The sequence below is a fragment of the Micromonospora echinospora genome (assembly GCF_014203425.1).
Lineage (GTDB): Bacteria > Actinomycetota > Actinomycetes > Mycobacteriales > Micromonosporaceae > Micromonospora > Micromonospora echinospora_A.
In genome coordinates this window covers 1308251-1320607 of the sequence record NZ_JACHJC010000001.1, presented here as the reverse complement: position 1 = coordinate 1320607, position 12357 = coordinate 1308251, and the positions used below count along the sequence as shown (strand labels likewise).

At 71.6% G+C, this 12357-nt stretch carries 15 protein-coding genes; 10 read left to right on the top strand and 5 right to left on the bottom strand.

Features of this window, described 5'->3' with window-relative positions; genetic code table 11:
• Positions 1 to 36: 36 nt before the first annotated feature.
• Positions 37 to 570: a MaoC family dehydratase gene (locus FHU28_RS06385; RefSeq protein ID WP_338013367.1), complete on the bottom strand. Its 534-nt coding sequence runs from the start codon at positions 568 to 570 to the stop codon at positions 37 to 39.
• Between the two features lie 526 nt (positions 571 to 1096).
• On the opposite strand from FHU28_RS06385, the gene trxA reads away from it, so the two are divergent.
• The 3 genes from trxA (at position 1097) to FHU28_RS06370 (ending at position 2959) form a co-directional block, all read left to right on the top strand.
• A complete protein-coding gene (gene trxA / locus FHU28_RS06380) occupies positions 1097 to 1459 on the top strand; it encodes a thioredoxin (protein ID WP_013283893.1) in 363 nt (120 codons plus the stop codon).
• A gap of 139 nt (positions 1460 to 1598) precedes the next feature.
• Entirely contained in the window at positions 1599 to 2039 is a 441-nt protein-coding gene (locus tag FHU28_RS06375) for a hypothetical protein (protein WP_184681792.1), read from the top strand.
• Positions 2036 to 2959, top strand: a complete 924-nt coding sequence (locus FHU28_RS06370) for an HTTM domain-containing protein (protein ID WP_184681789.1) — start codon at positions 2036 to 2038, stop codon at positions 2957 to 2959. Before FHU28_RS06375 ends, FHU28_RS06370 begins: the two co-directional genes overlap by 4 nt.
• Before the next feature lie 19 nt (positions 2960 to 2978).
• Here the strand turns inward: FHU28_RS06370 and FHU28_RS06365 are convergent, their stop codons facing one another.
• A complete protein-coding gene (locus FHU28_RS06365; RefSeq protein WP_184681779.1) occupies positions 2979 to 3398 on the bottom strand; it encodes a thiol-disulfide oxidoreductase DCC family protein in 420 nt (139 codons plus the stop codon).
• On the opposite strand from FHU28_RS06365, the gene FHU28_RS06360 reads away from it, so the two are divergent.
• Genes FHU28_RS06360 through FHU28_RS06350 form a run of 3 tightly spaced genes read left to right on the top strand, consistent with a single transcriptional unit; the run spans position 3397 to position 6709 of the window.
• Positions 3397 to 5520: an intein-containing Rv2578c family radical SAM protein gene (locus FHU28_RS06360; protein ID WP_311773532.1), complete on the top strand. Its 2124-nt coding sequence runs from the start codon at positions 3397 to 3399 to the stop codon at positions 5518 to 5520. The genes FHU28_RS06365 and FHU28_RS06360 overlap by 2 nt on opposite strands.
• Before the next feature lie 24 nt (positions 5521 to 5544).
• Positions 5545 to 6279 (top strand): hypothetical protein, encoded by a 735-nt coding sequence (locus tag FHU28_RS06355; protein ID WP_184681775.1) that lies wholly within the window; start codon positions 5545 to 5547, stop codon positions 6277 to 6279.
• A 22-nt stretch (positions 6280 to 6301) separates the two neighbouring features.
• Positions 6302 to 6709, top strand: a complete 408-nt coding sequence (locus FHU28_RS06350) for a CoA-binding protein (protein ID WP_116503791.1) — start codon at positions 6302 to 6304, stop codon at positions 6707 to 6709.
• A 10-nt stretch (positions 6710 to 6719) separates the two neighbouring features.
• Here the strand turns inward: FHU28_RS06350 and FHU28_RS06345 are convergent, their stop codons facing one another.
• Positions 6720 to 7916, bottom strand: a complete 1197-nt coding sequence (locus FHU28_RS06345) for an acyl-CoA dehydrogenase family protein (RefSeq protein WP_184681773.1) — start codon at positions 7914 to 7916, stop codon at positions 6720 to 6722.
• Between the two features lie 177 nt (positions 7917 to 8093).
• On the opposite strand from FHU28_RS06345, the gene FHU28_RS06340 reads away from it, so the two are divergent.
• Entirely contained in the window at positions 8094 to 8495 is a 402-nt protein-coding gene (locus FHU28_RS06340; protein ID WP_184681771.1) for a DUF4190 domain-containing protein, read from the top strand.
• Between the two features lie 3 nt (positions 8496 to 8498).
• Here FHU28_RS06340 and FHU28_RS06335 read toward each other — a convergent pair whose 3' ends face one another.
• Complete coding sequence (locus tag FHU28_RS06335; RefSeq protein WP_184681769.1) at positions 8499 to 9389, bottom strand: SDR family NAD(P)-dependent oxidoreductase; 891 nt, start codon at positions 9387 to 9389, stop codon at positions 8499 to 8501.
• Positions 9390 to 9504: 115 nt separating this feature from the next.
• Here FHU28_RS06335 and FHU28_RS06330 point away from each other — a divergent pair, with 115 nt between their 5' ends.
• Complete coding sequence (locus tag FHU28_RS06330; protein ID WP_184681767.1) at positions 9505 to 10056, top strand: DUF4190 domain-containing protein; 552 nt, start codon at positions 9505 to 9507, stop codon at positions 10054 to 10056.
• 43 nt (positions 10057 to 10099) lie between these two features.
• Here the strand turns inward: FHU28_RS06330 and FHU28_RS06325 are convergent, their stop codons facing one another.
• The gene (locus tag FHU28_RS06325) at positions 10100 to 11056 is read right to left on the bottom strand and encodes an HpcH/HpaI aldolase/citrate lyase family protein (protein ID WP_116503786.1); all 957 of its coding nucleotides are present in this window, start codon (positions 11054 to 11056) and stop codon (positions 10100 to 10102) included.
• 124 nt (positions 11057 to 11180) lie between these two features.
• Here FHU28_RS06325 and FHU28_RS06320 point away from each other — a divergent pair, with 124 nt between their 5' ends.
• Both FHU28_RS06320 and FHU28_RS06315 read left to right on the top strand, forming a co-directional pair.
• Positions 11181 to 12005 carry an SDR family NAD(P)-dependent oxidoreductase gene (locus tag FHU28_RS06320; protein WP_184681765.1) on the top strand — a complete coding sequence of 275 codons (825 nt, stop codon included), beginning with the start codon at positions 11181 to 11183 and terminating at the stop codon, positions 12003 to 12005.
• 40 nt (positions 12006 to 12045) lie between these two features.
• Positions 12046 to 12333, top strand: coding sequence for a hypothetical protein (locus tag FHU28_RS06315; protein ID WP_184681763.1), 288 nt, complete (start codon positions 12046 to 12048; stop codon positions 12331 to 12333).
• Positions 12334 to 12357: the final 24 nt, after the last annotated feature.

Sequence of the window (12357 nt, the reverse complement as noted above, 5' to 3'; positions counted from 1 at the left end):
CGGAGAACGAGGCCCGGCGAGCCGGACGGACGCGGGTCAGCGCGGCTCGGGGAAGCTGGGCCGCTCCGGGTCGACGCCGTCCGGGACGGCGGCGGCCGCGTACTCCTTCTTCGGGACCATGACCTTGCGGCGGAACACGCAGACCAGCGTGCCGTCCTGGTTGTAGCCGCGGGTCTCGACCGCGACCACGCCCCGGTCGGGCTTAGAGGCCGACTCCCGCTTGTCCAGCACCGTCGTCTCGCCGTAGATGGTGTCGCCGTGGAACGTCGGCGCGACGTGCCGCAGCGACTCGATCTCCAGGTTGGCGATCGCCTTGCCGCTGACGTCCGGCACGGACATGCCCAGCAGCAGCGAGTAGATGTAGTTGCCGACCACCACGTTGCGCTTGAACTGCGAGGCGGACTCGGCGTAGTGCGCGTCCATGTGCAGCGGGTGGTGGTTCATGGTGAGCAGGCAGAAGAGGTGGTCGTCGTACTCGGTGACCGTCTTGCCCGGCCAGTGCCGGTAGACCGCGCCGACCTCGAACTCCTCGTAGTAGCGGCCGAACTGCATCCTTGTCCCCTTCGACAGGCGGCGATGGAGTTCGGCACAGCATGCCTTATCGCTTGTTAAGGCGAGGGCCGGGGCGTTCGCGCGGCGGAAATGTCACACCGGCGCGACCGGGTCCGGACGCAATGAGCGGCGGGGCCCTCCCCGGCACCCGCCGCCCACGCTCTGATGCGAAGAATTCTGCCGTACGACGCACCGCACCAACAGAGATGGAGGTCACATTTATCTTTTCGTAACACTACTAAGAGTCACCGACACCCCGTCGGTAAGCGATCTCCCCAGGCAGGATCGATGCTCGTCAAGGCCGAAGTTACTGATCCGTAGCAAGAACTGAGCGTGATCTCCTTGGAAACGCTCCCATCACGTCCCGTCACGCAAGTGCGGCATGCATTTGCGTTCCGCACGAGCGGAGGGCACAGATAGAGTTCGATGCGCCCAGGGTCACCGTCCGTGCGCTGAGCGTTTCGTCCCCACGGTCCCGGGAATTCGGACGGACTGACCCTGGTTCCACCGGACGTACGACAATCCGCGGTGATCGGAGAGAGCAATGGCAACGGTTGAGCTGACCACGGCCAACTTTGACGAGGTGACCGGGCGCGACGGGATCGTCCTGCTGGACTTCTGGGCGGACTGGTGCGGCCCGTGCAAGCGCTTCGCCCCGGTCTACGAGCGGTCCTCGGAGAAGCACCCGGACATCGCCTTCGGCAAGGTCGACACCGAGGCGCAGCAGGAGCTGGCGGCGAAGTTCAACATCAGCTCAATCCCGACGATCATGGCGATCCGCGACGGCGTGATCGTGTTCGCCCAGCCGGGCGCGCTGCCGGAGTCGGCGCTGGAGAACCTGATCGAGCAGGTCCAGGCGCTGGACATGGACGACGTCCGCAAGAAGCTGGCCGAGCACAACCACTGACGTTCCCCACGCCGCCGGCCGGTCCCCCCGGGCCCGACCGGCGGCGTTTTCGCGCCCGCCGCACCGGCGGGACGGACAGTGAGGAATGGCCGAGTGAGGGACACTTTCGGCCGCTTAACTCCCGTATCGTCACCACGCGATGGAGACCTTGACCGCCCGCGGGCGCGCGGTCCGAGTGGGGGCCACCCTGCTCGGCCTGGCGCTGCTGCTCCTGGGCACCGTGCGCGGCACCGACGACGACTTCCCGTTCGGGCCGTTCCGGATGTACTCCACCTCCGACCCGCCGAACGCGCCCGCCCCGGACACCCGGGTCGAGGGCGTGGACCGCACCGGAGCGGTGGTCCCGCTCGGCCAGGACGCCACCGGCATCCGCCGCGCCGAGATCGAGGGCCAGCAGGACCGGTACGCCGCCGACCCGAGCCTGCTGCGCACCGTCGCCGACGCGTACGCCGAACGCCACCCCGGCGCGCCGGAGCTGGTGGAGGTGCGCATCGTGGTCCGCTGGTTCGACATCAAGGGCGGCCGCCCGACCGGCAAATGGACCGACGAGACCGCCGTCCGCTGGGAGACCGTCGGATGACCGCCTGGCTGACCGAGGCGGTCCCGCGCGGCCGGATCGCGGCGTTCCGCACCCTCGTCTATCTCTTCGTCGCCGCCGATCTGGTGGTCTTCACCCCCTGGGTACGCACCCGGGTGGACGTACCCGGCGACCTCTACCAGCCGCTGCTCGTCGGCCGGCTGCTCCCGCTGCCCACCCCCACCCCCGCCCTGGTCGGCGTGGTCTTCTGGGCGCTGCTGGTCACCGCGCTGCTCGCCGCCACCGGCCGGGCGCACCGGCTGCTCGGCTGGACGGTCTTCGCGCTGTACTTCGAGTGGATGATCGTGGCGATGAGCTACGGCAAGGTCGACCACGACCGGTTCGCGTTCCTCGTGGCGCTTGCCGTGCTGCCCACCGCCGGCCGCGCCCGGCACGGCGACCCGACCCGCACCGAGGCGGGCGGCTGGGCGTTGCGGGTCACCCAGATCTCGGTCATCTGCACGTACTTCCTCGCCGCCTGGGCCAAGTTCCGCTTCGGCGGCCTGGACTGGGCGAACGGTTCGGTGCTGGCCCGCGCGATCATCCGGCGCGGCACCGACCTCGCCGACCTGATCGCGCAGGTGCCGCACCTGCTGATCGTGGCGCAGTTCGGCATCCTGGCGTTCGAGCTGCTCAGCCCGCTGGTGTTCGTGGTGCCGTCACGGTGGCGGACGATGACCGTCGGCTTCTTCTACTCGTTCCACCTGGTGACCATCGCGACGATCACCATCTCGTTCGCGCCGCACCTGGTGGCGATGGCCAGCTTCCTGGCGCTGGAGAAGGTCCGCCCGGTGGTGTTCGTCCGGCGCCTGCTCGGCCGTCCGCCGCCCGCCGTGCCGACGTCCTCCGTACCGGCGTCCCCCGCGGCGGCGCCGGTCTCCGCGGCGGCGGCCCCCGACCCGTCCCCGACGGCCGGCGCCTGACCGCCGCCGTCCGGGCCGGTCAGGCGTTCGGGCCGGGGCGGCCGGTCTGGCCGTACAGCCGTTCCCGGGCCTCCTGCGGCAGCGCGCACGCGGCCGTGCCACCCGGCAGCCGGTGCCGGTTGCGGGCCACCCAGCGGTACGCGGGCCAGGCCGCCGCGCGTACCGGGGAAAGGCGCAGCCCGGTCCCGGCGAACCGCCAGAGCGGCCCGCTGTCGCCGAGCAGCCGGGCGATGGCGTCCGGCCCGGCGGCACGGGAGCCGTCGGCGCCCACCCACTGGACCGCCTCCTCGCACTCGGCCTCCGTCAGGCCCAGCGCCGCCAGGTCGGCGAACTGCCACGGCACCACCCGGGCGCCGGTCGGGATGCGACGTTCGATGAACTGCGCGCACCGGGTGCAGAAGGCGCAGTCGCCGTCGTAGACGAAGGTCGACGTCTCCATGTCTCCATCCTGCACCGCCCCCGGACGCGGCGGCGCGCGGTGTCCGCAGCGTCACTTGCGCTTTGTTAGTACACGTGTTCGAATGAGGTCCATGCGCTGGGACAACCTCTCCGCTCCCCCGGACGAGGGGACTCCCGATCGGGCGGCGCCGGCGGCTCCACCCCTGCCGCTGGCGCTGCCCGGCGCCATCGCCCGCACCTTCGACACCCCGGGCTTCGCCGGCATGACCTTCTACGAGGTCCACGCCAAGTCGATCATCAACCGGGTGCCCGGTCAGTCGCGTGTGCCGTTCGAATGGACGATCAACCCCTACCGGGGCTGTTCGCACGCCTGCGTCTACTGCCTGGGCGGGGACACGCCGATCCTGATGGCCGACGGGCGCACCAGGGCGATCAGCGAGCTGGAGCCCGGCGACCGCATCTACGGCACCCGGCGGCGCGGCGCCTACCGCCACTACGTCGTCACCACGGTGCTCGACAAGTGGTCCACCGTGAAGCGCGCCTACCGGGTCACCCTGGCCGACGGCACCACGCTCGTCGCCAGCGGCGACCACCGGTTCCTGACCGAACGCGGCTGGAAACACGTCACCGGGAGCATGCGGGGCGGCGGACGCCGTCCCCACCTGACCACCCGCAACCGCCTGCTGGGCACCGGCCGTTTCACGGTGGCGCCGAAGCGCTCGGCCGACTACCGCCAGGGTTACCTGCACGCCCTCGTCCGCGACGACGACCGGGCCGGCGCCCGGTTCCGGCTGGCCACCGCCGAGGCGGAGGCGCTTGAGCGGGCCGAACGCTATCTGGCCGACGCGGGGGTCACCGTCGAGCGGGCCACGGTCGCCCGGGTGGGCCGCCGGCCGACGACCACAGTGGTACGAACATCCGGCCCCGCCGAGGTCGTCACCGGCCTGCTGCGTCCTCCGGACGAGACGACCGACGACTGGTCGCTGGGCTACCTGGCCGGCATGTTCGACGCCGCCGGCACCTGCCACCGGGGCGTGTTCCGGATCAGCGTCGCGGACGACGCGAGCCAGGCCCGCACGTCGGGCGCGCTGGAGCGTTTCGGCTTCCGGTGGGCGCTGGACGTGCCGGGCGTGCCGGGCGCGGCACGTCAGCTCCGGCTGACCGGCGGGCTGCCCGAGCGGCTGCGCTTCTTCCATCTCACCGACCCGGCCGTCACCGCCCGGCGCTCGATCGAGGGCATGGCGCTCAAGTGCGCGGCGCGTCTCCAGGTGACAGCCGTCGAGGATCTCGGCCTGGAGCTTCCGCTGTGGGACATCACCACCGGCACCGGTGACTTCATCGCCAACGGTGTGGTCAGCCACAACTGCTTCGCCCGCAACACGCACACCTACCTCGACCTGGACGCCGGCGCCGACTTCGACAGCAAGGTGATCGTCAAGGTCAACGCGGGCGAGCTGGTACGCCGGGAGCTGGCCGCCCCGCGCTGGCGCGGCGCGCACGTCGCCATGGGCACCAACGTGGACTGTTACCAGCGGGCCGAGGGGCGCTACCGCCTGATGCCGCCGATCATCGAGGCGCTGCGCGACTTCGCAAACCCGTTCTCGATCCTGACCAAGGGCACCCTGCTGCTGCGTGACCTGCCGCTGCTGCGCCAGGCGGCCGAGGTGACCCGGGTCGGGGTGTCGTACTCGGTGGGGTTCGTCGACGAGGCGCTCTGGCGGGCAGCCGAGCCGGGCACACCGAGTCCGCGCCGCCGCCTCGACGCGGTCCGTCAGTTCACCGACGCCGGGTTCGAGGTGGGGGTGCTCATGGCGCCGATCCTGCCCGGCTTGAGTGACGACGACGAGTCGATCGACGCCACCGTCGCCGCCATCGCCGCCTCCGGCGCGGTCAGCGTCACCGCGCTGCCGTTGCACCTGCGTCCCGGCGCCCGGGAGTGGTACGCCCGCTGGCTGGCCCGCGAGTTCCCGCAGTTGGTGCCCCGCTACCGGAAGCTCTACCAGGCCGGGGCGTACACGCCGCAGGCCTACCAGCGGGAGGTCACCGCGCGGGTGCGGATGGCCGCCCGCCGCCACGGGCTGCACCGGGGCGAGGCGGGGGACAATCGTCGGCCGGCCCCTTCCCCGGCCCCGCCGACGAGCGAGCAACTTTCGCTCCTGTAACGCGTATCGACTAACGTGCCCGCCATGCGGGAGACCCTCGGCGCGGCGCTGCGCCGGCAGCGAATCGGGGTGGCTGTCGCGGTCGTCGTCGGGTGGTTGGCCGCCGTGGTCGACATGCGCGCGGAGGAGGCCGGTGGGCCCCTGGTGCTGGTCAGCCTGGTGCCGCTCGCCGTCCTCCTGGTGGCGGCCGTGCGGGAACTCCGCCGCCGGCCCAGCAGGGCCAACCTGCGGATGGACGAGCACGAGCGGGCGTTCTTCGCCCCGCCACGGGCGACGGTCGGCTTCCTGACGGTCCTGACGGGCTTCGTGCTGTACCGCGCGATCGTCAGCGGGGACGGGGCGGTGGAGGGCAGCTGGGACTGGGGACTCGCCGCGTTCTTCCTCCCGTTTGCGATCGTCTTCACCGCCCTCGGCTGGTTCCGCGTGCCGGTGGTCGAGCTGACCCCGGAGGGGATCACCCATGGCCGTCATGAACGGCGGTGGTTCGTCCCCTGGGCCGCCCTCGACCCGCAAGGGCAGGTCGGCTGGCGGCCGGGCAACCGGACGATCTCACTGCCGGTCGCCCGACCGGATCTGATCCGCGCCGGTCGCGGCGTGGGCCGGGACGGCACGACCATGGCGGTCCGCGAGGTGGACGTCGCTCCCGCGCTGGTCGCCGGCGCGATCCGGCACTACCTGACCCATTCCGAACACCGGGCCGCGATCGGCACCCGGGCGGAGTACGCCCGGCTGGTTCGCGCGCTGGCCGGCGAGGGCTGAGCGGCGGCGCTAGAGTCGGCCGATGCGCTCCGCTCAGCAGGTCCTCGCCGACTCCGCCGTGATCGCCGTCGTGGGTGCCTCCCGCGATCCGGGCAAGGCCGCGCACCGCGTACCGCTGGAGATGCAGCGGCACGGCTGGCGGATCATCCCGGTCAACCCGACAGTGGACGAGCTGTTCGGCGAGAAGGCGTACCCGACGCTGGCCGACATCCCGCACCCGGTCGACCTGGTCGACGTGTTCCGCCCGGCACGGGACGCGGTGGACGTGGTGCGGCAGGCGGTGGCGATCGGCGCCCCGGCGGTGTGGTTGCAGCTCGGGATCTTCTCGGACGAGGCGCGCCGGATCGCCGAGGAGGCGGGCCTCGACTACGTCGAGGACAGGTGCCTGATCGTCGAGCGGGCCGCCGCCGGACTGACCCGGCGCGCCTGACCGTCCCGGTCTACTGCTTGTACTGCTTGAGCAGACCGCGCGAGATGATCGTCTTCTGGATCTCCGAGGTGCCCTCGCCGATCAGCAGGAACGGCGCCTCGCGCATCAGACGCTCGATCTCGTACTCCTTGGAGTAGCCGTAGCCGCCGTGGATCCGGAACGCCTCCTGGACCACCTCGGCGCAGTACTCGGAGGCCAGCAGCTTCGCCATGCCCGCCTCGACGTCGTTGCGCTGGCCGGCGTCCTTGAGCCGGGCGGCGTTGACCATGAGCGCGTGCGCGGCCTCGATCTTCGTACCCATCTCGGCGAGCTTGAACGCGACGGCCTGGTGCTTGGCGAGCGGCTGGCCGAAGGTGTGGCGCTGCTGGGCGTACGCGACCGCCAGCTCGAACGCCCGGATCGAGATGCCGCAGGCGCGGGCCGCGACGTTGACCCGGCCGACCTCGATGCCGTCCATCATCTGGTAGAAGCCGCGGCCGACCTTCTCCTCGCCGCCGAGCACGGCGGAGGCGGGCACCGTGACGCCGTCGAGCACCATCTCGGTGGTCTCGACGCCCTTGTAGCCCATCTTGTCGATCTTGCCGGGGATGGTGAGGCCGGGGGCGGTCTCGCCGAAGCCGGGCTCCTTCTCCAGCAGGAAGGTGCTCATGTTGCCGTAGACCGAGTCGGCCCCGGTGTCGGTCTTGACCAGGGTGGCCACCACCGACGAGTACGCGCCGTTGGTCAGCCACATCTTCTGGCCGTTGAGGACGTAGTTGTCGCCGTCGCGGACGGCCTTCGACTTGATCGCCGAGACGTCCGAGCCGCACTCGGGCTCCGACATCGAGAACGCGCCGCGCACCTCGCCGGTGGCCATCCGGGGCAGCAGCCGGGCCTTCTGGTCGGCCGAGCCGTGCTGCGAGATCAGGTACGCCACGATGAAGTGCGTGTTGACGATGCCGGAGATCGACATCCAGCCCCGGGACAGCTCCTCGACCACGAGCGCGTACGTCAGCAGGGACTCGCCCAGCCCGCCGTACTCCTCGTCGATGGTGAGGCCGAACAGCCCCATCTCACGCATGCCGTCGAGGATGTCGCTCGGGTACTCGTCAGCGTGCTCCAGCCGCTGCGCGTGCGGGATGATCTCTTTGTCGGCGAACTCCCGGACAGTTTCCAGGATCGCCCGCTGCACGTCGGTCAGTCCGGGCGTCTGGGCGAGTCGGGCCATCTCAGCCTCCGGGGTCGTCGGCGCATTACTCAGGGGTAACTGAACGCTCGGTCAGTATCGGCCCCGGGACCGGCACAGCCAAGGTGACCAGTCCCTACAACCGCTGTGAAAAGGTTCACCGCTGCGGGTAGCGTCCGCAAGAGAGAGGGCCCGTTCACCTGGGGAAAAGGGGCGCGCGTGACCGACGAGCAGCCACCCTCACCGTACGAGCCGCCGCCGCACGGCCAGCCGTACGGGCAGCCGCAGTACGGCCAGCAGCACCTGCAGTGGGGCCAGCAGCCCCCGTACGCCCCGCAGCCGCCCTACGGCCAGTACGGCCCGCCCGGGCAGGGGCCGCGCCCCGGCGGCACGAACGTGCTCGCCATCCTGTCGCTGGTCTTCGCGTTCGTCTTCGCGCCCGCCGGCATCGTCTGCGGCCACCTGGCGAAGCGGCAGATCCGGCAGACCGGCGAGGACGGCGAACAGCTCGCCACCTGGGGACTGATCCTCAGCTACATCTTCACCGCTGTCGGCCTGGTGGCCTGCTGCGGCTGGATCGGGCTGGCGATCTGGGCCAACTCCGACAGCGGCACCTACTGACGCTCAGCGGAACTGCGCCTCCCGGACGCTGTTGCCACCGTCGACCACGAGCATCTGCCCGGTGATGTACGAGGCGGCGGGCGAGCAGAGGAACGCGATCGCGGCGGCCACCTCGTCCGGCGTGCCGGGACGCCCGACCGGCGTGCCCAGCCCCTGCTTGATCTCGGCCATCGTGGACGCCGCGGTGTGGATGATGCCCGGCGCCACCGCGTTCACCGTGACCCCGTCGGCGATCATCTCCATCGCCAGCGCCCGGGTCAGCCCGACCACACCGGCCTTGGCCGCCGCGTAACCGGCCTCGGTGGGCAGCGCGTTCACCGGCCCGGCGGTGGCGGCCAGGTTGACGATCCGTCCCCAGCCCCGCTCGGCCATGCCGCCGATGAACGCCCGGCTGCACAGGAACGCCGTGGTCAGGTTGCGGTCGATCTCGCCGCGCCACTCGTCGTACGTCAACTGGGCGACCGGGCGCAGCACCTCCGGGCTGGCCCGGCTGGCCAGGCCCGCGTTGTTCACCAGCACCTCGACGTCGCCGAGCTGCTCGGCCACCGCGTCGGCGAGCGCGCCCACCTCCGACTCGTCGGTGAGGTCGGCGACGAAGCCGGTGACGCCCAGCTCGCCGGCGCGGTCGTGGATGCGCCGGGTGGTGGAGACGATCGCCACCCGGGCGCCCAGGTCGGACAGCCGGTGCGCGGTCGCGTACCCGATGCCGTCAGGGCTGCCCGCGCCGGTGACGAGCGCGACGCGGCCGTCCAGCCGCATGGTGGCCGGTTCCGGCAGCGGCGCCGGCCGTTCGGAGTCGGCGGCGCCGACCGGCTCGCCGCCACGCGGGCGCCGCACCGACCCCGGCCGGCTCATGTCCCGTCGCGACCGACCCCCACGCGCGTCAAGTGCCATGCCGAGGATCCTGCCCGGTGCGGACCCGCCGGGCAACGCGCGCCCGGAAAGAGGGTGCTCCGTGTCGCGCGCCCGGTGGCTACCCTGAGCCGACCACGTACCTGGAGATGATCAGATGAGCTATCCCCCACCGCCCGGTGGTTGGCAGGACCCCTCGGCGGCCGGGCCGCACTCGGCGCCGCCGGCCGACCCGATAATGCCCGCGATCCCGAATCAGCCCGGCCCGGCCGACCCGTACGCGCCGGTCGCCGATCCCTATGCGCCGGTCGCCGACCCGTACGCGGGCGCGAAGTCCCCCTACGCCCCGCCCGGCGGCGACCCGTACGCCGCGCCGATGCCCGGCTACCCGGCCCCGGGCGCCTACCCCCCGCCGGGGGCCTATCCCGGCTACGCGATGCCGCCGGCCCGCACGAACACGATGGCAATCGTGGCGCTGGTCCTGTCGCTCGTCGGCTTCGCCTCGTGCATCACCGCGCCGATCGGCGCGATCATGGGCCACGTCGCCAGCAAGCAGATCCGGGAAACCGGTGAGCAGGGCGAGGGCATGGCCAAGGCGGCCATCATCGTGGGCTGGATCCTGACCGCTCTGCTGGTCGCCGTCATCATCTTCTACATCGTGATGATCGTGATCGCGATCGGCGCTTCCAGCACCAGCAGCAGCTACTGACGCCACCGGGCCGCCCCCGGCGAGGGGGCGGCCCGGTGTGCGGTCAGGACGCGGGCGGCGTGAACGAGGACGTACGGGACATGCCGGCGGCGCGGCCCTTGGCGGCGATCACGAGCGCCATCTTGCGGGACGCCTCGTCGATCATCTCGTCGCCGAGCATCACCGCGCCGAGCTTCCCGCCCGCCTCCGAGGTGTAGTAGTCGTACGCGTCGAGGATCAGCTCGGCGTGGTCGTAGTCGGCCTGCGCCGGCGAGTAGACCTCGTTCGCCGCGTCGATCTGGCCGGGGTGCAGCACCCACTTGCCGTCGAAGCCCAGCGCCGCCGAGCGCTTCGCCACCTCGCGGAACGCGTCCACGTCCCGGATCTGCAGGAACGGGCCGTCGATGGCCTGCTTGTCGTGCATCCGGGCGGCCATCAGGATGCGCATCAGGATGTAGTGGTAGGGGTCGCCCGGGTAGTCCGGGATCAGCGCGCCGACCACCAGCGACTTCATGTTGATCGAGGCCATGAAGTCGGCCGGGCCGAAGATGATCGTCTCGACCCGGGGCGAGGCGCCCGCGATGGCGTCCACGTTCACCAGCCCGGCCGCGTTCTCGATCTGCGCCTCGATGCCGATCCGGCCCACCTCCAGGCCGAGCGTCTTCTCGATCTGGGTGAGCAGCAGGTCCAGCCAGTGCACCTGCTCGGCGTTCTGCACCTTCGGCAGCATGATGCAGTCCAGGTTCGCCCCGGCGCCCTCGACCACCTCGATGACGTCCCGGTACGTCCACGGCGTGGTCAGGTCGTTCACCCGGACCACGCGGGTCTTGCCGGTCCAGTCGCCCTCGTTCAGCGCGGCCACGATGTTCTTGCGCGCGTCCGGCTTGGCCAGCGGCGCGACCGCGTCCTCCAGGTCCAGGAAGACCTGGTCGGCGGGGAGGCCCTGGGCCTTGCCGAGCATTTTGACGCTGGAGCCGGGTACCGCCAGGCAGGATCGGCGGGGGCGACCGACAGCGGTCATGGATGCGCTCCTTCCAGCGTCCGGCGCAGGCGCCGACGCAGCGGTGGATTTCGAGAACTTAACGATCCCAAAGGGCGTGGTGACGCCACGGTAACCTCGTGCCGTGACCGGGGTGAATGGACCTGTGGAAGATCTCACTGAGCGTCGGATCGTGGTGCTGACCGGGGCAAGCTCCGGCATCGGCCTGGCCGCCGCCGAGGAGCTGGCGCGCCGCGGCGACCAGGTGGTGCTCGTCGGCCGCGACCCGGCCCGGCTGCGCGCCGCGGGCGAGCGCGTCCGCGAGTGCTGCGGCGAGCAGCCCGAGCTGTTCCGCGCCGACTTCGCGGTGCTCGACGACGTACGCGGGCTCGCCGAACGGCTGCGCGAGCGGTACGACCGGATCGACGTGCTCGCCAACAACGCGGGCGCGATCGTGCTGGAACCGATCGCCACGGTCGACGGTTTCGAGCTGAGCATGCAGGCGAACCACCTCGCCCCGTTCCTGCTCAGCAACCTGCTGGCCGACCGGATCGGGCGGATGGTGGTCACCGGCTCGGACGCGCACCGCAGCGGCGTGCTCGACCCGGACGACCTCAACTCCGCGCTGCGCTCCTACCGGCCGTTCCGGGCGTACGGCACCAGCAAGCAGGCGAACATCCTGTTCACCGCCGAGGCGGCCCGGCGCTGGCCGGAGGTGCCGGCGCACGCGTTCCACCCGGGCGTGGTGCGTACCCGCTTCGGCAACGAGAGCCGGATCGTGGCGCTCGGCATGCGGCTGCTGCCGTTCCGCAGCCCGGAGAAGGGCGCGGAGACGCTGGTCTGGCTCGCCTGCCAGGATCCGTCCCGGCTGATCGACGGCGGCTACTACGCCGACCGCAAGCCGCACCGGCCCCGGCCCAAGGCGGCCGACCCGTCGCTCGCCGCCCGGCTCTGGACGGCCAGCGCGAAGGCGGTCGGCATCGACGTCTGAGGGCCACCGCGACCGCCGGTCCGCTGGGACACTCGACGCCATGACGACGGGGAACGAGGTCCTGCTGGTCGCGTTGGTCGACCTGAGCGCCGACGCGGACGCCGGGCGGCGCTACGAGGACGCGGTGCTGGCGCTGCTCGGCCGGCACGGCGGCGAGTTGGAACGGCGGCTGCGTACCGGCGACGGGGAGACCGAGGTGCACGTGATCCGGTTCGCGGCCCGCGCCGGCCTGGACGCGTTCCTGGCCGACCCGGACCGCGCCGCGCTGCGCGCCGAGCTGGGCGACGCCGCGCCCGCCACCCGGGTGCTGGAGGTACGCGACGTCTGAGCTGCGCCTCTTCCCTCACTTCAT